The organism is Pseudomonas morbosilactucae, from assembly GCF_023241715.1.
Taxonomy (GTDB): Bacteria; Pseudomonadota; Gammaproteobacteria; order Pseudomonadales; family Pseudomonadaceae; genus Aquipseudomonas; species Aquipseudomonas morbosilactucae.
In genome coordinates, this window is record NZ_JALQCW010000019.1 from 47,438 (window position 1) to 67,091 (window position 19,654).

The following is a 19,654-nucleotide window of genomic DNA, read 5'->3' on the forward strand; positions in this document are numbered from 1 at the left end:
CCTCGTTAAATCAATTCGAATAGGGGGAGCCGAAGGGGCTGACCGGGAGGTTCATCGGGCCGGTCATGTCCTCGAAGGTGTAGCGCAGGTACAGACCGCCGGCGTACTGGGTGTAGTCGCTGGCATTATCCACACCCAGGCTGGCGCCGAGGAAAAAGTTGGGTCGAACCTTGAACTCGCCGGCGGCGTTGAAACTGTAGCCGATGCCGGTTTTGCTCGAGCCTTTGTATTCGCCCAGGTTTGCGTTGCCGGCCCGGTCCTGCAGCACGTTGTCGTCCGGGAAGGCTTCGACGCTGTCTTGGCCGATGTACTGCACGCCCACAGAGCTCTTCAGGCGGTAGCTGAACCGATCGGTGCGTTGCGCCCAACTGATGGGCACGCCGATGGCGAAAAACTTCTGCGGGCTGAAGTAGCCGCCGTGGCCGTAGGTGTAGTAGCCCTGGTTCTCCGAGTAGCTCAGGGCCGAGCCGCTGACACCGAGGGTCAGGGTGCTGTCTTCGGCGTTGCGCAGGTACCAGTAGATACCGCTGCCCAGCTCCGCACGGTTGTTGGACTCAACGTTGTTGCCCAGCAGTTTGTGCGCCGAGGCATAGCCGTAGACGCCCATTTCCTGGTCGTCGTAGCTCAGCTCGCCACGCGCACCGTTGGCGGTGACGCCGCCCCATTTGACGCCTGTGCGTGGATCGCGGGAGCCGGCGAAGGAGGTCAGGCTGTCGGTGACCGAGCGCCGCGAGACATTGATGCCCCAGCGGTAGTCGGTGTCGCCCTCGAACGGCCGGTTGAGTTTGACCCCACCGATGGGCGTGCTGTAGGTGAAGCCCACCGGGCTGACCCCGGCATCGGCTTCCAGGCCCTGTTCCTTGTCCTTGTAGGCCACGGCAAAGCCGACGCCGGTGTCGGTCTGGCGATCACTGAAGGTGCGCTGATTGCTCGGCCGAAGGGTGCCGTCGCTATTGAGGGCACTGGTGCCGAAGCGGTTGCTGGTGTCAGCGCTGATGCTGCCCGACGACAACCACACGGGGGTGATGCGCAGGGCCATGCTGGCGCTGTCTTCACCCAGGGGCAGACCAAGCTCGAACGGGGTTTCGATATCCGTCAGCTTGCCCAGGCCTTTTTCGCTGTTGTTGTTACGCACGGTAAAGCCCTGATTCACGTAACCGCTGCGGTCGGCGGCGATTTCGTTGAGGACTTTCTGCGCCGGGCTCTGGTAGCTCGAGGTGCGGCTTTCCGGGGCGTAGATGTCTTCGCCCAGGGCCATGCCTTTGCTGCCGGCCGGGTAGTTGGACGCCAGCAGCGGCACCTGCTCGTCGCTGGCGCGGGTCTTGCCACGGCTGCGCTCGCTGGGCGAAGTCGATACCGGTGGCGGGATCAGGCTGGCGGTGGTCAGGGCCGTGGCTTGCTTGCGTTGGCCCGGCAGGCCGACGAAGGGGTTGAACGGCTTGGGCGCGGCATTGGCGGCGGGCGCCGGGTTGCTTGCCACTTGCTGGCTGCTCTCGATCTCCAGGGCCTTGCGCAGCAGTTTGCTGGCTTCGCCGGTCTTGCCCATGCTGCGGTAGATGCGCGCAGAGTGGGTCAGGGTCTGGGGTTCGCCGGGCTCCAGGGCCAGGGCCTTTTTCACCGATTTTTCCGCCAGGCCGTAGTCCCGGCCTTGGATGCCGATGTCTGCCAGGCCCAGGTACAGGCGGGCATTGCTCGGGTCGCCCTTGAGCAAGGGTGCGTAGAGTTGCTGGGCCTTTTCCAGGTTGCCGCTGGCGGCGTACATGCGCGCCAGAGAGGTCACGCCCTGGGCGTCGTTGGGGCGCTGGGCCAAGGCCGGGGAGAGCATGTCGTAGGCGGCCACCAGGTCGTTCTTTTCCCGCAACTGGTCGGCCTGCTTGACCCGGTACAGGTACACCAGGTCGGCGTAGCGCTTGGTGGCGCTGTCGTCCATGGCCTGGCCTTGCAAGTCCCGCAGGATGTCGCTGGCTTCGGTGTCCTGGTCGGCCTTGAGCAGCACCCCGGCATACAGCAGCTTGAGGTTGGCGTCGGGGGCGGTTTCCTGGTCCAGCAGGTCGCGCATCAGGTTCACGGCCTGCTGCGGGTTGCCGGCTTCGGCGTAGGCCGAGGCCAGCACTGCGACACGCTCGGGCTTGTTGCGGGTCAACGGCGAGGCGTTTTCCAGCAGGGCCCAGGCTTCCTGGCGCTGGCCGCGACGGGCCATTTCCACGGCCTGTTCGGTCTGCACGTGGAGGCGGATGTCCAGGTCCATTTCATTCATGTCGGGGCTGCGCTGGGCCGGCGGGATTTTCGCCAGGGCGCGTTGGGCCTTGGTCCATTCCCCCAGCTCTGCCGACAGCAGGGTGCTGGCGTACAGCGCATCCGACGAGTCGGGTTGCTGCTTGAGCTGTTCGTCGATCAAGTCACGAGCGGTCTGGGCCTGACCGGAGCGCAGGTAGACCCGGGCCAGGCCGAAGCGCGTCCAGGGGTTTTTCGGGTCGTCGGCCAGGGCCTCTTTATAGGCCTTCTGCGCGGCGGGCAGGTCGCCACGGCGCTCGGCGATCTTCGCCACCTGGGTGGCACGCAGGGCGCGGATGTGCACGCTGGGTGCCAGGCGCGCCTGTTCGGCGGCCGGCAGGGAGTCGATCAGGCGCAGGGCCTCATCCGACTTGTTGGCCTGGGACAGCACGTTGATCAGCCCGCTGAGGGCATCGGCGTAGTCCGGGGTTTTTGCCAGGACCTTGCGGTAGCCGGCTTCGGCGGCGTCCAGTTGACCCATGCGCGCCTGCAGCCCGGCCAAGGCCGTGGGGCCGGCAGGGTTCTGCGGGTTCTTGGCGATGGCCTTGTCCACCGAGTCCCGGGCTTCGCTGTAGCGGCCGGCCCGTTGGGCGGTGTCGGCGGCGCCCAGAAGGATCCAATAACGCACGTCTTCCAGGGCCGTGCGCCATTGCCCGCCACCGGGCAGCTGGGTGGCTTGCACCAGGTAGTTCTCGGCTTCTGGCAGGCGGTTCTGCTGTTGACGCAGCACGCCCATGCCGCCCAGGGCATCGAAGTCCCGGGGCTGGTCGGTGAGGCGCGCCTGCAGCTCCTGCTCGGCGGTGACCAGGTCACCGGCGTCCAGGGCCTTGAGGCCTCGGGCCACATGGGGATCGCGTTGCCAGCCCGGGCCGTTACGGCCCTGGGCGATGCCTTTGTCCATCAGCGCGCGGATCTCGGTGTCATCCGGGTGCGCCTGCAGGTATTGCTGGAACAACGACACCTGGTCACGGGAGGGCGGGCCCAGCCATTGCAGGGCGAAGCGCCAGGTTTCGTCGGCGTTGCCGCCGATGTCCGGGTTGTGCGAGAGCTTGGCCAGGGCCTGGATGCCTTCGGGCCGGCTGTCCGGGTTCCGCGCCAGGTGCAAAGCCAGGAACAGCGCCAGGATCGAATCGTCCGGGCGTTGCTTGGCCAGGCGTTCGAGGCCGACCCGGGCTTCGGGCCAGCCACCGGTGGCGAAGCCCAGGGTGTTGTAGTACTCGCGGGCAATCAGCCCTTGGGGCGGATGGCCGTCGAGCAGTTGCTTGTACACGGCCACGGCCTTGTCGCGCTCGTCGGCGTCGCTCAATTCTCGCGCCTGCTCCAGCAGCGCCTGTTTTTCCGGCGAGCTGAGGGCGATGTCTTGCTGCAATTGCAGGGCCTGCAACGGCAGCGGCTTGAGGGCCTGCAGGCGGCTCAGGTAAGCCTGGGCCTCGGCGATGTTCTTCTGCTGGACCTTGATCAGCCCGAGGCCGTAGAGGGCATCGGGTTGCTCGGGGGCCATGTTCAGCAGCTTGCTCCAGGCCTCAGCGGCGCGGTCCGGATGCTCCTTGGCCTGCCAGTAGTAACCTTGCTGGATCAGCAGGGCCTGGGGGTCGCCGGCTTCGGCGGCGAAGCTGCCATTGGCGGCGATCGCCGCCCAGACAGCCAGGGCTAGGGTTTGCTTGCGCATGTGGCCTCCCACGACAATTTAACCGTTCCATCGGTGTTGAACTGGTAGCGGTTTTCGCTCCAGCCAAGGGAGAACAGACTGAGCATCACATGGTAGTACTGATGCAGGCTGTAGGCCGGGTTGCTCTTGTCGAGGTAATTGGCGATCGACTGATTGACAATGGCCTGTTGCTGATCGGCGGCCTGGGTCAGCCCCTTGGCACGCAGCAGCGGTACCACGGCCGCGGAAAAACCGTAGAAGCCGTTGCCGTCGATGGCGCGGGTCAGCACGTGCACCTTCTCGGGTGGCACGCCTGCTGCCACGGTGGCCTTGGCCATGCCGTCCAGGCCTTCAAGCAGGCCCTTGGTCAGCGGGTCGGCGGCGGGGGTCATGCCGGCCCAGAGGTAGGTACGAATCGCGTCGTAGCTGCCCAGGTCGCTGGTGAACGGGTCGGCGCCGAAGCGGCCCTTGTTGGCGCCCGTGCCGCGATAGCCGATCCAGTCCGGGACGAAACCGTAGGGGTTCATGCCCTTGTCGGCGATCATCTTCGCGGTGCTGTTGGCCACTTCTTTCCATGGGCTGTCGGGGCTTTCCCGGGTGAAGCGGCGCATCAGCGGGATCGGCATGTAGCTGGCGTTGAAGCGCCACAGCTGGTCCGGGTGCTCGTAACCCACCGGCCCTGGCAGCAGCATCTTGCCCAGGCCCGGGATGTTCTTGACCAGGGTCTTTTCGACGTTGCTCAGGATCAGGTGCGCGTCGGCCCGGTACTCGGGCTTCTTCCACAGGCGGTCGGCTTCCAGCAGGGCGTAGGCGAACCACAGGTCGGCGTCACTGGCGGAGTTCTTGTCGAGGATGCCCCAGGCGCCCTCGGCGTTGGCGCCCCACAGCCAGCCCGGCAGGTTCTGGGCGATGTTGGCCCCGGCCATGTTGGACTTGGTCCAGCGCCAAAGGCGCTCGAAGGTCTGCGGGTCGTTGGCCACCAGGGCGAAGAACATGCCGTAGGACTGACCTTCGGAGCTGCTCTGGTCGGGGTTCATGCTGGAGCCGAGCATGCGCCCGTCGTCCTGCACGAAGCGTTGTACATAGTCTTGCCACAGCGGCCAGGTCTGGGCGCTGCAGGAAGCTGCCTGGGCAGCGCCGGGCAGCAGCAACGCCAGCGCGGTAAGCACCGGCGCGGCTTTACGCCAGGGCAACTGCCGAAAACGCGAGAGACGTGGGGTCATGATTCTGTGTTCCATCAAGAAAGACGTTTTTTAGCGCGGCTGCGCAGGCCCAGGTAAATCAGGCAGCTGACCATGGCCAGGCCCAGCACAGTCACCAGCAGCATCCACTGCGGGTTCTGCGAGAGCAGCCATTGCACCCGCTTGAACAGGCCCAGGTCACCGACGTAGTACTGGTCTTCAGCGACCAGGGAGGTGATCTGCTGGTCCTTGATGACGGCCAGGCTGCCCTGGATGGTGTCCTTGAATTGGTCACCGCCAATCAGCGCTGTCGTCGCGTCGGCCAAGGCCTCGGGTTTGCCGGCGGCAATCACCACCACGCTGCGCCCGGACTTGAGCGGCGACTCGAAGCCGGTCAGGTAGGTGCTGCTGTTGGCACCGGTGTAGGTCACTTGCAGCTGAGGTTTGCGTTGGTTGGCACTTGGATCGGTGCTCAGCCAGTTGCGCACACGCAGGGTCAGGTCAGACAGCGAGAAGCGATGGCTGTCGCCGTTGTTGACGGCCGGCAGGCGATCGGCCCACTCCTTCAACAGCGGCTGGTTGTCGCCCGAGGACAGCACCAGCAGGTCGCGGTCGGCCACGCTCTGCACGTCTTTGGCGCTGACCACTTTGACCGCGGCGGCCGGGTAGCCGCTGGCCTGGCCGAAGCGGCCGAGCACGGTCAGGTAGGCGCTCCATTCCGCCGGGCCGCTGCCGTCCGGCAGGACCACGGCGCTCTGCGACAGGTCGGCCATACGGGTGAACGGGAAGCCGCTGTCGTTGAACACGCCGAGGTTGGGCAGGGCGATGTAGTGGTTGTAGGCGCTGAGGTCCAGGCTCGATTCCGGGTCGATCATGCCGCGCATGTTGTCGATGATGATGTCCTGGCATTCGCCCTGTTTGACGTAGTCGAACATAAAGCGGAAATGCAGCTGGGACTGCGGCGTGGCCGTGCCCAGGGGAATCAGCGCGGTGGCCTCGCGTGGCAGGCTGGCGTCCTTCTTGAGCATCTCCAGCAGGTTGTCGCCGCCCTTGAGGTTGGTCACCGAGGGCAGGGGCATGGACTTGACGAAGGTGTCGTTGAAGCTGATCAGCAGCGACGAGTTGGTCGAGACCTGTTGCGGGGTGTAGCGGTACTTGAGGGTCAGCGGCACCCCGGATTCACGCCAGTTGAACAGGTCTGGCGGCAGGTTCAGCGGCACCGTGATATTGCCCGGGTTGTAGCCCGAGACATTGAGCTTGCCGGCCTCGATCAACTCGCCGATTTTCACCGGGCGATTGGTCGGCAGCCAGTTGGGCGCGTCGTACGGCTGGCGCGGGCTGATCGGGTCGAGCTTGTCGATGACCACGCTGGAGCCGTCCAGGGCCTTGCCGCCCACGGCCACGGCCTGTGCCGCGATTTTGATTTCGGCGTCATCACGGCCGCTGACGATCAGCAATTTGCCGTGGGCGTCCCGGGGGTTGCTCACCAGGGTCAGGGTCGGGCCCTTGGCTGCCGGCACTTGGATGCCGTCCAGTTGCACGGCTTCCTTGGCGTTGACCAGAACGATGCCGTTACCTTCCTTCGGCAACTGGCCGAGGCTGGTGGGGAAGGTGGCGCCACGGTAGGCGGCGAGGGCGCCGATCCACGACGACAGGGCGCCGGCGGCTTCCAGGTTGGCCTGGCTCGGGGTGCTGGCGAAGACCACCGGCAGGTCGACCTGGCGCGAGTCGCGGCGATCGAAGAACGGCAGCGGCAGGATCGACAGGTCGTCCTTGAGTTGCAGCTGGGCCACCTGGATCTTCAATTCACTGCTGTTGTTGATCTTGGCCCACAGGCTGCTGTGCTGCGGGTCTTCGCAACCCATGTTGTAGTGGCCGATGAACTGCAGGCGCAGCCGGTTGAACTCGGTGATCAACTGCGGCGGGATCTGCACCAGTTGCTGCTGGGGCGTGCCGGCACCGTCCTTGGGCAGGGCCAGGCTGGCGGCCACTTCGTCGTTGACCATGACGTTGATCTGCGACAGCTCGGCCAGCAGGGCCGGCGAATAGCTGTAGTTGAGCAACAGCTGGGCACCGGTTACCACCTGGTCGGCGCGGATGCCGAAGCTGACGCTGTCCGAGGCTTCGGTGCCTTGCAGGTTCATGGTGTCGCGCCGGCCCAACTGCTTGAGGGTCAGGCTGTATTCATTGCTGCCTACGGTCACTGGCGGCTGTTCCGCCGGGGCGCTGGCCGGGGCGACTGTGGCCGCGACAGGCGTGACGGCGGTTTCGGCCCAGGCCATGGGCGTCAGGCTGCCCAGGCACAGGACGGACGAAGCCACGAGCAGGAAAGGCCGGCGGTTGTTGCGCGGTTCGGTGCTGGCGAATGAGATCGGCATCATGACTTGTCCATAAGAGGTTCGAGCGGTTGCGAGGAGGTTTTGGCGGCGCTGCGCTGGCGTTTGTGGATCAGCGCGGCCTTGAACAGGCCCATGATGCCCACCAGGCCGATGGCGCTGACTTCACGCAGGGCGGAGAGCGGCGTATCGAGCTTGCCGTTGCCCCAACTGGCGGCCCAGGTGTCGGCCCGCGAGAAGGTCAGGCGCACCAGTTCGCTTTGTTCGCGCAGGGTCAGCGGGTCGAACTGGGCCCCGATGAAAGGCCCGTTGCTGAACACCACGGTGGTGTTGAAATCACTGGTCTTGGCGTTGCGGAACAGCGACACCCGAATCCGTTCGCCGCGGGCGATGCTCACCCCGTCCGGCAGCTTCAGGCCCAGCCCGCTTTGCGAGAAGTCCTGGGTTTCGCCGAGCACTTCGCTGCCGTCGGCACGGGTCACCTTGACCGGCAACGCGGCGCGAACCCTTGGCTCGGCGCGCACTTGGCGGGTTTCCGAGGCCACCGCGACCGCGGCGCTGGTGATGATCAGGTTGTACACCGTCCAGGCCAGGTTGATCAGCACGGTGGTGGCGGTGCTCGGGTCGCCCCAGATCAACTGGTGGATACCGAAGCACAGGCCGGTGAGGTTCAGGGCCAGGATCACGATGTAGGGGCGGGCGAGCTTCCAGTCGAAGAACTCGCGGTCGATGATGCCGCCCTTGTCGGTGACGTTGAAGCCGCCGAACTTGGGGTTGATCAGGGCCATCAGCACCGGCGGCATGATGTACCAGGCCAGCACCGTCTCGTACACCTCGTTCCAGAACGAGTGGCGGAAGCGCCCCTGGATCTTCGAGTTGGTCATGCTGGCGTGGAACAAGTGCGGCAGCACATAGGCGGTGATCATCAGCGCCGAGGCGTGGAAGATTTCAGCACCGAAAATCAGGTACGCCAGGGGCGCGGTGAGGAACACCAGGCGCGGCAAGCCATAGAAGAAGTGCAGCATGGCGTTGGCGTAGCAGATGCGCTGGCCGAGGATCAGGCCCTTGCCGGTCAGCGGGTTGTCGGTGCGAAAGATCTGTGCCATGCCCCGGGCCCAGCGAATCCGCTGGGCGATGTGCCGCGACAGGCTTTCAGTGGCCAGGCCGGCCGCCTGGGGGATGGCCAGGTAAGCGGTGTTGTAGCCGGCGCGGTTGAGCTTGAGCGCGGTGTGGGCGTCTTCGGTCACGGTCTCCACGGCCACGCCGCCGATCTCTTCCAGGGTGGTGCGGCGCAGGATGGCGCAGGACCCACAGAAGAAGGTGGCGTTCCACAGGTCGTTGCCGTCCTGCACCAGGCCGTAGAACAGCTCGCCCTCGTTGGGCACGGCGCGGAAGGTGTTGAGGTTTTTCTCGAACGGGTCCGGGGAGAAGAAGTAGTGCGGCGTTTGCAGCATCGCCAGCTTCGGATCCTTGAGGAACCAGCCCATGCCGATCTGCAGGAAGGAGCGGGTGGGCACGTGGTCGGCGTCGAACATGGCGATGTATTCGCCGTCGGTGACCTTGAGTGCGGCGTTGAGGTTACCCGCCTTGGCGTGATGGTTGTTGTCGCGGGTGATGTAGTTGACGCCGATGCGCTGGCAGAAGTCGCGGAACTCGTCACGGCGACCGTCGTCGAGCACATGGACCCGCAGCTTGTCCTTGGGCCAGTCCATTGCCTGGGCGGCGAAGATGCTCAGTTTGACGATGCTCAGGGCTTCGTTATAGGTGGGGATGAACACGTCCACCGTGGGCCAGGTGTTCGGCTCGCCTTCCAGCAACGCCGGGCGGCGGTGCAGCGGCCAGGCCGTCTGCACATAGCCGAAGACCAGCACCACCAGGGCGTAGAACTCCGCCAGCACCAGGCCATAGCCGAAGAAGGCGTCGAGCCAGGTGTCGAAACCCAGGGTCGAGGTCAGGCGCCAGTACATGTAGCGCAGCGACGCGATCAGCGACAGCACGATCAGCGCGAGAATCGGCAGGCGCCCCGGCAGGCGCTTGATCAGCAGGGCCGAGCCGAAGCACAGCAGGGCGAAGAAACACTGGCTGTACAGGTCCAGCGGTGCGCTGATGGTGCTGATCAGCAGCAGCCCGGCAATCACCGAGCTGACAATGATCAGCGCCTGGCGCACGGGCTTGGGCCATTGGTTGATGCGGGCCAGCCAGGCGTTCACACGCACTTCGGTACGCCCCTGGATGTGGGGCGTGAGGTTGGGGTCACCGGTCATGATGGAATGGACTCTTCCGTGTCTTGCAGCATGAGCAGTTCGCTAAGCGATCCTGCGATATCGAGGATCTCTTGGCAGCCTCGGGTACTTGGGGTGTGCGCCAGCGGGTTGCGTTCGTAGGCCAGTGCCTCGCTGATGAAATGATCCTGGTGGACCACCCCCAGCAATTGGTTGCCGGCTCTTTTCTTCAACACTTCGGACATGTCGACGCTGAACGCGCGGCCATCGTCCAATTGGTTGATCACGTAATGGCACTGCGGTGGAGTGTCTTTTTGCAGGTAGGGTGCCAGCAGCCGGTCCATCTGGTTGAGGCTGGTGTAGGACGCGGCGTCGGGCAGGGCCACGATCAGCACCTGGTCGGCGATTTCCAGGGCTTGGCTCAGGTACGGCGTGGCGCCGGGCGGGGTGTCGATGATCACGGTGTCGTGTTCGCCCAGGCCCATGGCACTCAGATGGCGACCCAGCCAGTAAGGGTCGGCTTCCATGTTCTGTTCCAGGCTGCGCCGCTGCTGTTCAGTGGCCACGCCATAGGGCAGGCACTGGCTGCGGGCAAAACCGCTGTGGGCGATGGCGCGCCAGGTGCTGGCGTTGTCGTTGGCCTGGATCAGCCCTGGCTGGTCGGCGCTGACGCCCAGGTGCAGGCACAGGGCATTTTGTGGGTCGAGGTCGACCGCCAGGGTCTGGCCGCCGCTGCGCTTCAGGGCACTGGCCAGGGCACCGGACAGAGTGGTCTTGCCCACGCCGCCTTTGCTCGAGACCACGGCGATGACCTTGGCCTTGAGTATCGGACGTAGATGGGAAGTGGGGGACGACTGGCTGGTTTCACGCTTGTGCATGACTTCCGCCAACAGGCTGCCCAGGGCCGTGCTCGACGCGGCTGCCACCGGGGCTGCAATGGGCTCGGAAACCACCAGGGTCAGGTGCGCCGGTGCCGGCTCGACCGGGGTGGCGACCGGCTGCGGGGTGCTGGCTTGGGCTACCGCGACCACCAGCGGCTCGGGCGGCTTGACCGCGACCGGAGGCTCTTCGATGTAGTCGTAGGTGTGCTCGATTTCTCTGTAACTGTCCGCGCTGGCCCCGAACCGGCTAAACAGGTTCGTAATATCGTCCGAACGATGCATGTGATTATCCCTTGGGGTCTTGAGCAGGTTTCGTCAAAAAGAAGGGACAAATGTTTGCCCGAACGCACGCGTCCTTGTCTTTTGGTATTGCTGGTTCCATTGATGGCAATGTAATACCGTCATTATTCTGTTGTCTATTTGATTTTCTTTCTGTGGTGTTCTTTTTTTGACGTTATTTTGGCGCCTAGAATTCCCAAAACCTTTGGCTTTGCCTATATAGCCTTGAAAGCATTGGTCTAAAGCGCTTGGTCGGTGGCGCTGGCGGTCGTATTGTGCCGCGAATCGTTCGTCGGAAGTTGATTTGGATCCAATCTATCGGGAGCAATCGACGCCGGAAAATGCAGTTTTCGACCCATCCTCTGATATCGGCGGCGTTTTGGCGTTGTTTAGGTGATGCCCTGATAGGCGCGCAGAAGGCATCTTCTTTGAGGCACTCTGTGTCAATCGCGACACTTTTTTATACGCATTTGTGCCGAACGGCGGGTGTGGCTCAATCCAAAGCATGGCGCAGTGCTGTGGCAGAACCCTGACAATGGCCAAGTGCTGGTTACTTGGCGTGATGACTTCCCATTATAGAGAGCCTTGATGAAGACACTGTGGAGAATGGCGCTGTTCGTCGCCTTGGCATTCAACCTGGCAGCCCCGAGCCAGGCGCGGTCGCAGACTGAGGCGGTGGCGGGGGTTTTTGACTATTACCTGCTGAGCTTGTCGTGGTCGCCGACCTTCTGTTTGAGCCAGCCGCAAAACCCCCAGTGCCTGGGCAAGGGGTATGGGTTTGTCCTGCATGGCCTGTGGCCGCAATACGCTGCCGGTGGCTGGCCCCAGTCCTGCCCGCCCTTGACCGGGTTGAGTCGTGAGGCGAGAGCCAAAGGTTTGACGTTGTTCCCCACTGCCCGCTTGTTGCAGCACGAATGGAAAAAGCACGGCACTTGCAGCGGCCTGACGCCCCTGGATTATCTGGAGGTCACCGACAAAGCTTTGGCGGTGGTGCAGATCCCCGAGGCGTTGCAGCCGTCCGACCAGGTGCGTTACCTGGAGGCCCGTGAAGTGGTGCGGTTGTTCCGTCAAAGTAACCCGCAACTGGCCGAGAATGGCCTGGCCGTGGTGTGTCGCGGGCCTGAGCTTTCCGAGGTGCGCGTGTGCCTGACCCGCGACCTGGATTTTGGCCCGTGCGGCCGTGGCGTGAAAAACCAGTGTCGCAGCGGTCCGATTCGCTTGCCGCCAGTGCGTTGACGGTTGCCTTGAGCCAGGGTGAGGCGTGTCGGCGATGGCGTCGTTTGCTGGGGCGCCATCATCGACAAGGGAGCGCCTAAAGACTGGCGCTGGCCGGGTAGGGCATGGCTGAAGGGATGTGCCTGTCCGGAGTGGGGTTCAGCAGTGCCTGCAGGCGTTCCACGGTGGCGGGCAGGCAGCCTTGCATCGGTGCGCGCAATTCATCGCCGATCAGGCCCTGGAGTGCCAGGGCACTTTTCACCACCGCCGGGTTGGGTTCGCTGAACAGGTGCCGAATCAGCGGCAGCAGTTCGAAGAAGGTGGCCCGCGCCGCACTCAGTTGCTGGGCCTCGACCTGGTGCTGCAAACGCACGAACAGCGCCGGGCTGACCTGGGCCGAGGCGGCAATCGCGCCAGTGGCCCCCAGGCACAAGGCGTTGAACACCTGTTGGTCTTCACCGCACAGCACGTCCACGTCGCCACTGGCCAGCAGCGCCAGGGTGTTGTCCAGATTGCCCCCGCAGTCCTTGATTGCCACGATCCGTGGGTGACGCACGATGTTCAGCAGGGTGCTGATGTGGAACGTGGTGCCGGTGCGATACGGAATGTCATAGAGAATCAGCGGCACGCTGGAGGCGTCGGCCACGGTCGTGAAGAAGGTTTCCAGGGCGGCCTGGGAGGGCCGGATGTAATAGGGTGCCGGCACCAACAGCCCGGCCACCGGGCGTTCGAGGATGGCGCGCTGCATGGCCAGCAGGTCGTCCAGGTGGTTGCCGGCCAGGCCCATCACCACTTGCCGGGGTGGCGCCAGCTCCAGCACGGCGTCGAGCACTGCCAATTGTTCGGCCTTGCTCAGGGCGGCGGCCTCGCCGGTGGTGCCGCAGACCACCAACCCGGCCACGCCGCTGTCCAGCAGGTGCGCGGTCAGGCGCCGGAGCGCGGGAAAGTCGATGGCGCCCGCACTGAACGGCGTGACGATAGGGACCCAGATACCTTGAAACGATGACATGCGTATTCTCCTGAAGGTTGACCGTTTGGGTCGCCGCCAGAAGAGAAGAGGGAGGTCAGCAGGGGGGAAGGGTGTCCGTCGCGCTGGTGGTCCTGTCAGCTCATCTGACGGGACACAGCGCCCCGATCACATGAGCGACTGTTTCTTCGATTTAGAGGTGCAAGCCACGCGAACCCGGGCCTTGGCAATCAAGCCAATGGCGCAAAGGTCAAGGTCGCGAACGAAGGTCATAAAGGCCGGCACACTCGGAAATCAGGCGCACAGTTTTAAAAGTCGGCGGCGATTTTGTCAATCGCGAAATACCGAGAATGCCGCGCCCATGCGCCCATTGTGTTTGGCCTGGTACAGCAGCCGATCAACCTGCTCGACAAAGCCCAGGGCCGAGCCGTCGGCGGTGGCCTCCGTGGTGCCTACGCCGAGGCTCAGGGTCAGCAGGTTGGAGACGCTTGAGGCTTCATGGGTGATTTGTTGTTGGCGAATCAGGTGCAGGCATTTGTCCGCCACCTGGCGCGCGGCCTCGCCATCGGTTTCCGGCAGCAGCCAGACAAACTCTTCACCGCCGATGCGGGCGATAAAGTCCCGGGGCCGATTGGCCGCCTGTGCCAGCGTCTGGGCCACGCGGCGCAGGCAGTCGTCGCCCTGGATATGGCCGTAGCGGTCGTTGTACTGCTTGAAATAATCGATATCCAGCATGATCAGGCTCAGCGGCAGGCCGGTGCGTTGGGCGCTGGTCCATTCGCGCGCCAGCACGGTGTCGAACATGCGTCGGTTGGCGATGCCGGTCAGACCGTCCTGGAAGGAATACTCCTCCAGCTGTTTCTGCAGGCGCAGCAGATGTTCCTCGGTCTTCTTGCGTTCGCTGATATCGAACATGAAGCCGATCAGCGCCTGCACCTCGCCGTCCTTGCGCTCCACGTGCACCACATCGCGAATCCACACGTAGTCGCCGTCCCGGGTCAGGGCCCGGTAGTCGGCTTCGTGGTCGATGCCAGCCCGGGACTGGGACACGCAGAACTCCACCACATAGTCGCGATCGTCCGGGTGCATGCGCTCCACCCAGTCATTGACCCCGAGCCAGCTGTCCTGGGGCCAGCCCAGCAGGCGTTCGATCTGTGGGCCGATGTAGCTGAAGGTCATGGTCTTCCAGTCGATGCGCCAGGGAATCGCCTGTGTGGACTCCAGCAGGGTCTTGTAGACATCGCTGTCGGGTTCGGCAGTAGGAATGGCGGAGCTCATGACGGTCGGGGCCTCGGCGCGAAAAAAAACAGCCGCAGCATGGCGGCGATGCGCCGGGCGAATCAAGGCCTATTGCCAGCGAGGCGACGGACGCACCCCGGGCTTAGCTGGCGTGGTGGGCGGCGGCTTTGTGGGCGATCCAGGCGCCCCAGAACAGGCTGGAAAAAAACCGCAGCGGGGCATCGAACCCGGCGTCCTGCAGCAAGGCCTGGACCGCAGCTTCGGAGGCTGGCGGGTCGGCACCCTGGAGGATTTTGCCGAGTTTGGCCTGCACCTGATCGGCACTGGCGCCCTGTTGCCGCCAACGCTGGCCCCAGGCGGCCAGCAGCAATGGCTGACTGGCGTAGGCCTGGTGATTGCCGGCGAGGATCAGCGGCGCGCCGGGTTTCAGGCGCTGGCTGATGGCCTGCAGGATCTGCTGCTTGGCGTCATCGCCGGGCAAGTGATGCAGGACCCCAATCAAGGTGGCGGCGTCATAGGGTTCGCTCGGGGCCAGGCTGTCGAGGGTGCCCAGGTGCACCTCGGTGCGGTCCAGCAGCTGATGCTTGCGCAATTGCGCCACGGCGGGTTCGAGCATGGCCGCCGAAGGGTCGACGGCGGTGAATTGCCACCGCGGTTCCAGCGCCGCTGCGCAGAGAATTTCCTGGGCGGTTCCGCCCACGCCCACCACCAGGACGCGTGCCTCACGCCCTGTGCCCAGGCTCGCGGCCAGCAGGCAGGCGGCCAATTCATGGCAGGCTTCGTAGCCGGCCAGGGCGATGCGGCTTTGCTGGGCGTATTCGTCGGCTCGGGCGGCGTCGAACTTTTCTGCGCTGGAGGGGGTGCTGGCTGACATGGCGAGTCCTCGGGTTAAGGTCCGATGACGGTAGCGCCAGGGAAATAATAAATAAAATTCATCTTTCGACTGCACTGCATTCCTCTGAGGAATGCAGTGCGCAGAGCGCGTGACGCCTTCAGTCGAGGATCAGGTGCGGCAGGAAGCGGCTGGAGTCCTTGGTGATCAGGCTGTCGTCCTCGCGCACGCCGATGCCGGCGGCCTGGTCGCCGATGACCCAGGAGCCAATCAGGGTGTAGCTGTCGTCAAAGCGCGGCAGTGGCGCCAGGGCCTGGAGGATGTAGGGCGCATCGGTGTAGGGACCGTCTTCCTTGACCAGCAGGTCGTCCTCGGTGCGCAACTCGATGTTGGCGCCCTCGCGGGAGAAGAACGGTTTGCGCACCCAGCCTTTGGGCACGGCCCGGGACGGATGGGTATCGAGGTGGGTTTCCAGCAGGTTGGGGTGGCCCTTATGGAACTCCCAGAGCAGCGGCAGGATGCCTTTGTTGGAAAGGATGGCCTTCCACGGCGGTTCGAAAAACTGCGTGTCGCACTGGGCGATGGCTGCGCCGAACGGCTCGTGGAAGATGAACTCCCAGGCGTGCAGCTTGAACAGGTGGGGGATCCAACGCTCCTGCAGGTCGACGAAGCGCCCCTCGGCGTTGAGGCCGATGTCTTCGACGTCGATGTGCCGCGATTCGATGCCGGCCTTTTCCGCGATCAGGCGCAGGTAATCGGTGGTGGCCTTGTCTTCCACCGACGCTTTCATCGAGGCGAAGTAGAACGGCCGCTTGATCCCCAGATGGGCAAAGGCCTGGTGCAGGCGGGTATCGATGCTGTTGAACTGGTCGGCGTGGCGGGGCAGCAGGCCGCGCTCGATGTTCTGCTCCAGCCAGCCCCATTGGAACGCGGCGGTTTCGTAGAGGCTGGTGGGGGTGTCGTAGTTCAGTTCGAGCAGCTTGGCCGGGCCTTGGCCGCTGTAGGAGAAGTCCAGGCGCCCGTACAGGTGCGGGTGCCCCTCCAGCCATGAGGTGCGGATCAGGTCGTAGAACGCTGGCGGAATGCTCAGGCGCTCGAGCAATTCCTCGCTGTGCACCACCTTGTCCACCAGGTCCATGGACATCTCGTGGATCTCGGTGGTGGGGTCTTCCAGGTCGTTCTCGATCTGCTTGAGGCTGAACTGGTAGTAGGCGCTTTCATCCCAATAGGCTTCACCGTCGATGGTGTGGAACAGGAAGCCGAGTTTCTCCGCGGTCTGGCGCCAGTCCGGGCGTTCCTTGCAGGCGATCTTCTTCATGGCCGTGGCTCCTTAACTGCTCGAACGCCCGAAGCCCTTGCTCGACCCGCCGCCCCAGCCACTGCGGGCACTGGACTGGCTGCCGAAGCCGCCGCGGGAGGTGGCCGAGGACACGGAAATCGGCCGGGTGTTCTTGAAGCTGTTGCCGCTTTGCACCTGGCGCGACTTGCTGAACGTGGTGCCGTTGTCGATGCGCTGGTTCAGGGTCGAGTTGCTGTAACCGCCGCGGTTGTCGCGGTAGCGATAGACCGGCTCGGAGTAATAGTTGCGGTTGCCGCCGCTGAGCATGTTGCCGATCAGCAGGCCGGTGAGCAGGCCGTTGACCGAGCTGCCCGAACCCGAAGCCTGGCTGCCATCGGCGACGCCTGCGGCGCGGGCGGCGTCGACTTCGGCCTGGGTGAAAGTGCCGCTGGCGGCAATTTCAAAGCCGCCCATTTTCGGGATGAACTTGCCGCTGGAATCCTGCTGGCACCAGTCCGCGACAAAGTCGGCGTCGCAGTCGGCCTGGTTGTCATACACCGGCGCCTGGCTGCGGTGCTCGGCCATGGCCCTGATGTAAGCGTCGGAGCAGATGTCCACCGCGATCTTGCCGTCGACGCATTCCTGCACCGACTGGAAGTTGAATTTCTGTTGCACCGAAATGCCGTCCGGCTCACCACCGCAACCGGAGATGGCCAGGGCCACCGAGGCGGCCAGGGACAGCTGAACGTATTGACTTCGTTTCATCGAGGGTTCCGTCCAGTCGATCAGTTTTGTGCGGGGGTCATGCAGGCGGCGTTGAGCAGGCCGACGCTGATGGCCACGGCGGCGACGTAGATGCCGGCGGCGAGTTCGCCCTGGCGGATGCGTTCCGAGACGCCCTTGAGCACCAGGCTGGTCATCAGGAACGCGAGCAGTTGCACCACGGCGGCGATCACTGCCCAGACCACGAAGTCCAGCAGGCTGATGGAGTAGGCGATCACGTTGCTGGCAGGAATCGCAAAGCCAATGATGGCGCCGCCCAGGGCAATGGCGGCCGACACGTTGCCGGCACGGATCAGCTCGAATTCCTTGTGCGGGGTCATGCGCGTGTAGACGAACTGGAACAGGGCGAAAATCACCGCAGCGCCGAGGATGTAGCTGAGAAAGCCGAGCACGGCGAACTTGTTCAGGGAAATGGAGAGTGCTTCAAGCATGGTGCGGGTCCTTTTTAGAGGAGGTGCCAATCAGATCAGGTGCACGTCAGATGATCTGCAAGTCGGTGCCGTACAGGGATATACCCAGGGAAGTGCTGAGGCTGATGCTGCCCTCGGCGTCTTCTTCGACGGAGAACAGCAGGAATTCACGACGGTCGGTGAGGCCGGTGTCCCGGGCATAGAGCATGGCCCGATGTTCGACTGCGTAGGCCTCGTCCGGGTTGCGTACCTGTTCCATAAAGGCCACCAGCTCGGTCTGCCCGGCTTCGGTGCCCCATTCGCGAGTGTATTCCACGGCGTCATGGTTGTAGCTCGGCAAGCCGATCAGGCTGTCGGGGCCGGCCAGGCGACGCAGTTCGGCTTCGCTGCTGATGGTCACGTAGCTCAGGTAGTTGAACAGGATCACCGATTCGACCTGTCCATCGGCCGCGCCGCTGGTGTGCACCTGCAACCAGTAGTCCTGGTCGTTCAGGTAGTAGCGCGAAAGCCAGTTGGACTGGCCCAGCTCGACCCGGCCTTCGGCCCAGATCTGCTGGCTGTCGGGGATCACCACGGCGCTCTGGCCGTCGAGCAGCAGCTTGAGGGTCGGGTCGAAGCTCAGGCCCAGGCCCTGGCGCAGGCCAAGGGGGCCGGCGCTGGGGGCGACGGCCTGGGTTTTCGGGGCTTCAAAGCCCAGCAACTGTTTAAACCATCCCATTGGTTGAAGTCCTTGAGGCGGGTGGAGGCGATGTCCAGTGCGGCGTGCGGCCGTTATCGGGCCGCATTAGACATCGGCCGGGCTCGGGATAGAAGGATTTTTGCAGCGATAAAGCCGGCGAAGGCTCCGGCCAGGTGCCCCTCGAAGGACACCCCGGCCCGTGGCAGGAAGCCGAACACCAGGCCCGAGTACAAAAACAGCGTGACCGCAGCGGCCAGCAGGCTGCGCCAACTGCGTTCGAACCAGGCCCGGGACAGAATGTAGCCCCACAAACCGAAGACCCAGCCGCTGGCGCCGACATGCACGCCGCGGAAACCGAACAGCCAGACCAGGGCGCCGCCCAGCAGGATCACGACCAGGCTGACGCTGACGAAACGCTGGCGACCTTCGGCCATGACCAGGCCGCCGAGGATCAGGAACGGTACCAGGTTGGACGCCAGGTGCGCGAAGGAGCCGTGGAGCCAGGGCGCCAGCACGATCCCCGGCAAGCCCTGGAGGGTGCGCGGGATCAGGCCGAAGTGGTTCAGGCTGTAGCCGCTGGCGCTGTTCAACACCTGCACCGCAAGCATCAACAGGGCCAGGCCGGCCAGGGTCTTGAAACCGTTCATGGGGGTTCCTTGAGCAAAAAAAACGGCACGCGGCAAGCGCAGGTACCAGGCCCTGGCTTGCCGGGTGCCGCGGCCATCCTTACTGCTTGTTCTTCAAGCGCTCGAGAATGGCGTTGGCGCTGCCCTGGTCGGGAATGATGTTGGCTTCGCGCAGGCGGCGATCCAGGTCATTGCCGTTGGCCGCTTCGGACAGCTCTTCATGGGCCTCCAGTTCGGCGGCGCGCTGATCCTGCTTGGCTTGCAGGCGGTTAAGGGTGCCGACGGCGGTTTCCAGCTTGCCGTTGGCGCCGCCACTGGCGATGGACGCGCTGACCTGGGCCTTCTGCACGCTTTCCCGGGCCTTGGCCATGTCCACTTGCTGGCGCAGGCTTTTGATCCGCGCTTCGGCCTTGCTGATGTCCTTGCGCATTTTCTCGGCGTAGGCACCGAACTCGGCGGCTTGCTTCTGCTCGGCGTCGAGGCTGGTGGTCAGGCCTGAGATGGCTTCGGCCACTTCCAGGGCCAGGTCTTCACGGTTGGCCTGCAGGGCGGCCACGGCCTTGGTTTCCAGGTCGGCGATCTTGGTGTTGTATTCGGCCGCGCGCTCCGAACTGAGCTTGTGCTTGGCCATGATGGTCACCAGCTCGCGCTTGGCGTTGGCCAGGGCACCGTCGGCGTCGCGGATTTCCTGGTCGAGGATGCGCAGGGCCTGCTGGTCGACAATGGATTCGCCGACTTCGTTGGCGCCGCCGCGCAGGGCGGTAAACAGTTTGTTCCAGATGGATTGAGTCATGTGGCGTTAC

The 19,654-nt window shown here is 64.2% G+C and carries 15 protein-coding genes; 1 reads left to right on the plus strand and 14 read right to left on the minus strand.

Annotation, left to right across the window (positions count from 1 at the left end; genetic code table 11):
- Positions 1-10 precede the first annotated feature (10 nt).
- The 5 genes from M1B34_RS09615 to bcsQ are packed head-to-tail and all read right to left on the minus strand — an operon-like array spanning position 11 to position 10,824.
- Positions 11-3,943, minus strand: coding sequence for a cellulose biosynthesis protein BcsC (locus M1B34_RS09615; protein WP_123332326.1), 3,933 nt, complete (start codon positions 3,941-3,943; stop codon positions 11-13).
- The gene (bcsZ, locus tag M1B34_RS09620; RefSeq protein WP_123332328.1) at positions 3,925-5,145 is read right to left on the minus strand and encodes a cellulose synthase complex periplasmic endoglucanase BcsZ; all 1,221 of its coding nucleotides are present in this window, start codon (positions 5,143-5,145) and stop codon (positions 3,925-3,927) included. Before bcsZ ends, M1B34_RS09615 begins: the two co-directional genes overlap by 19 nt.
- Positions 5,146-5,159: 14 nt before the next feature.
- Positions 5,160-7,484, minus strand: coding sequence for a cellulose biosynthesis cyclic di-GMP-binding regulatory protein BcsB (gene bcsB / locus M1B34_RS09625; RefSeq protein ID WP_268264952.1), 2,325 nt, complete (start codon positions 7,482-7,484; stop codon positions 5,160-5,162).
- Positions 7,481-9,703 (minus strand): UDP-forming cellulose synthase catalytic subunit, encoded by a 2,223-nt coding sequence (bcsA, locus tag M1B34_RS09630; RefSeq protein WP_268260983.1) that lies wholly within the window; start codon positions 9,701-9,703, stop codon positions 7,481-7,483. The genes bcsB and bcsA overlap by 4 nt, the downstream gene beginning before the upstream one ends.
- A complete protein-coding gene (gene bcsQ / locus M1B34_RS09635) occupies positions 9,700-10,824 on the minus strand; it encodes a cellulose biosynthesis protein BcsQ (protein ID WP_123332333.1) in 1,125 nt (374 codons plus the stop codon). The genes bcsA and bcsQ overlap by 4 nt, the downstream gene beginning before the upstream one ends.
- Before the next feature lie 585 nt (positions 10,825-11,409).
- Between bcsQ and M1B34_RS09640 the strand changes: the two genes are divergently transcribed.
- Positions 11,410-12,057, plus strand: a complete 648-nt coding sequence (locus tag M1B34_RS09640) for a ribonuclease T2 family protein (RefSeq protein WP_268264953.1) — start codon at positions 11,410-11,412, stop codon at positions 12,055-12,057.
- A 76-nt stretch (positions 12,058-12,133) separates the two neighbouring features.
- On the opposite strand, the gene dapA is transcribed toward M1B34_RS09640, so the two are convergent.
- The 9 genes from dapA to M1B34_RS09685 all read right to left on the minus strand — a co-directional run bounded on the left by dapA (position 12,134) and on the right by M1B34_RS09685 (position 19,644).
- Positions 12,134-13,045, minus strand: coding sequence for a 4-hydroxy-tetrahydrodipicolinate synthase (gene dapA, locus M1B34_RS09645; RefSeq protein ID WP_268264954.1), 912 nt, complete (start codon positions 13,043-13,045; stop codon positions 12,134-12,136).
- A gap of 288 nt (positions 13,046-13,333) precedes the next feature.
- Positions 13,334-14,281, minus strand: a complete 948-nt coding sequence (locus M1B34_RS09650) for a sensor domain-containing diguanylate cyclase (RefSeq protein WP_268260981.1) — start codon at positions 14,279-14,281, stop codon at positions 13,334-13,336.
- Between the two features lie 103 nt (positions 14,282-14,384).
- Positions 14,385-15,116 carry a class I SAM-dependent methyltransferase gene (locus tag M1B34_RS09655; RefSeq protein WP_268264955.1) on the minus strand — a complete coding sequence of 244 codons (732 nt, stop codon included), beginning with the start codon at positions 15,114-15,116 and terminating at the stop codon, positions 14,385-14,387.
- Positions 15,117-15,234: 118 nt separating this feature from the next.
- A complete protein-coding gene (locus M1B34_RS09660; protein ID WP_123332340.1) occupies positions 15,235-16,392 on the minus strand; it encodes a glutathionylspermidine synthase family protein in 1,158 nt (385 codons plus the stop codon).
- Positions 16,393-16,404: 12 nt separating this feature from the next.
- Positions 16,405-17,118 (minus strand): DUF1190 domain-containing protein, encoded by a 714-nt coding sequence (locus tag M1B34_RS09665; RefSeq protein ID WP_123332342.1) that lies wholly within the window; start codon positions 17,116-17,118, stop codon positions 16,405-16,407.
- A 20-nt stretch (positions 17,119-17,138) separates the two neighbouring features.
- Positions 17,139-17,567: a DUF350 domain-containing protein gene (locus M1B34_RS09670; RefSeq protein WP_123332344.1), complete on the minus strand. Its 429-nt coding sequence runs from the start codon at positions 17,565-17,567 to the stop codon at positions 17,139-17,141.
- Between the two features lie 46 nt (positions 17,568-17,613).
- Positions 17,614-18,264, minus strand: coding sequence for a DUF2491 family protein (locus tag M1B34_RS09675; protein WP_268264956.1), 651 nt, complete (start codon positions 18,262-18,264; stop codon positions 17,614-17,616).
- 53 nt (positions 18,265-18,317) lie between these two features.
- Complete coding sequence (locus M1B34_RS09680) at positions 18,318-18,872, minus strand: rhomboid family intramembrane serine protease (protein WP_268260977.1); 555 nt, start codon at positions 18,870-18,872, stop codon at positions 18,318-18,320.
- Positions 18,873-18,951: 79 nt separating this feature from the next.
- Positions 18,952-19,644, minus strand: a complete 693-nt coding sequence (locus tag M1B34_RS09685; protein WP_268264957.1) for a PspA/IM30 family protein — start codon at positions 19,642-19,644, stop codon at positions 18,952-18,954.
- Positions 19,645-19,654 lie beyond the last annotated feature (10 nt).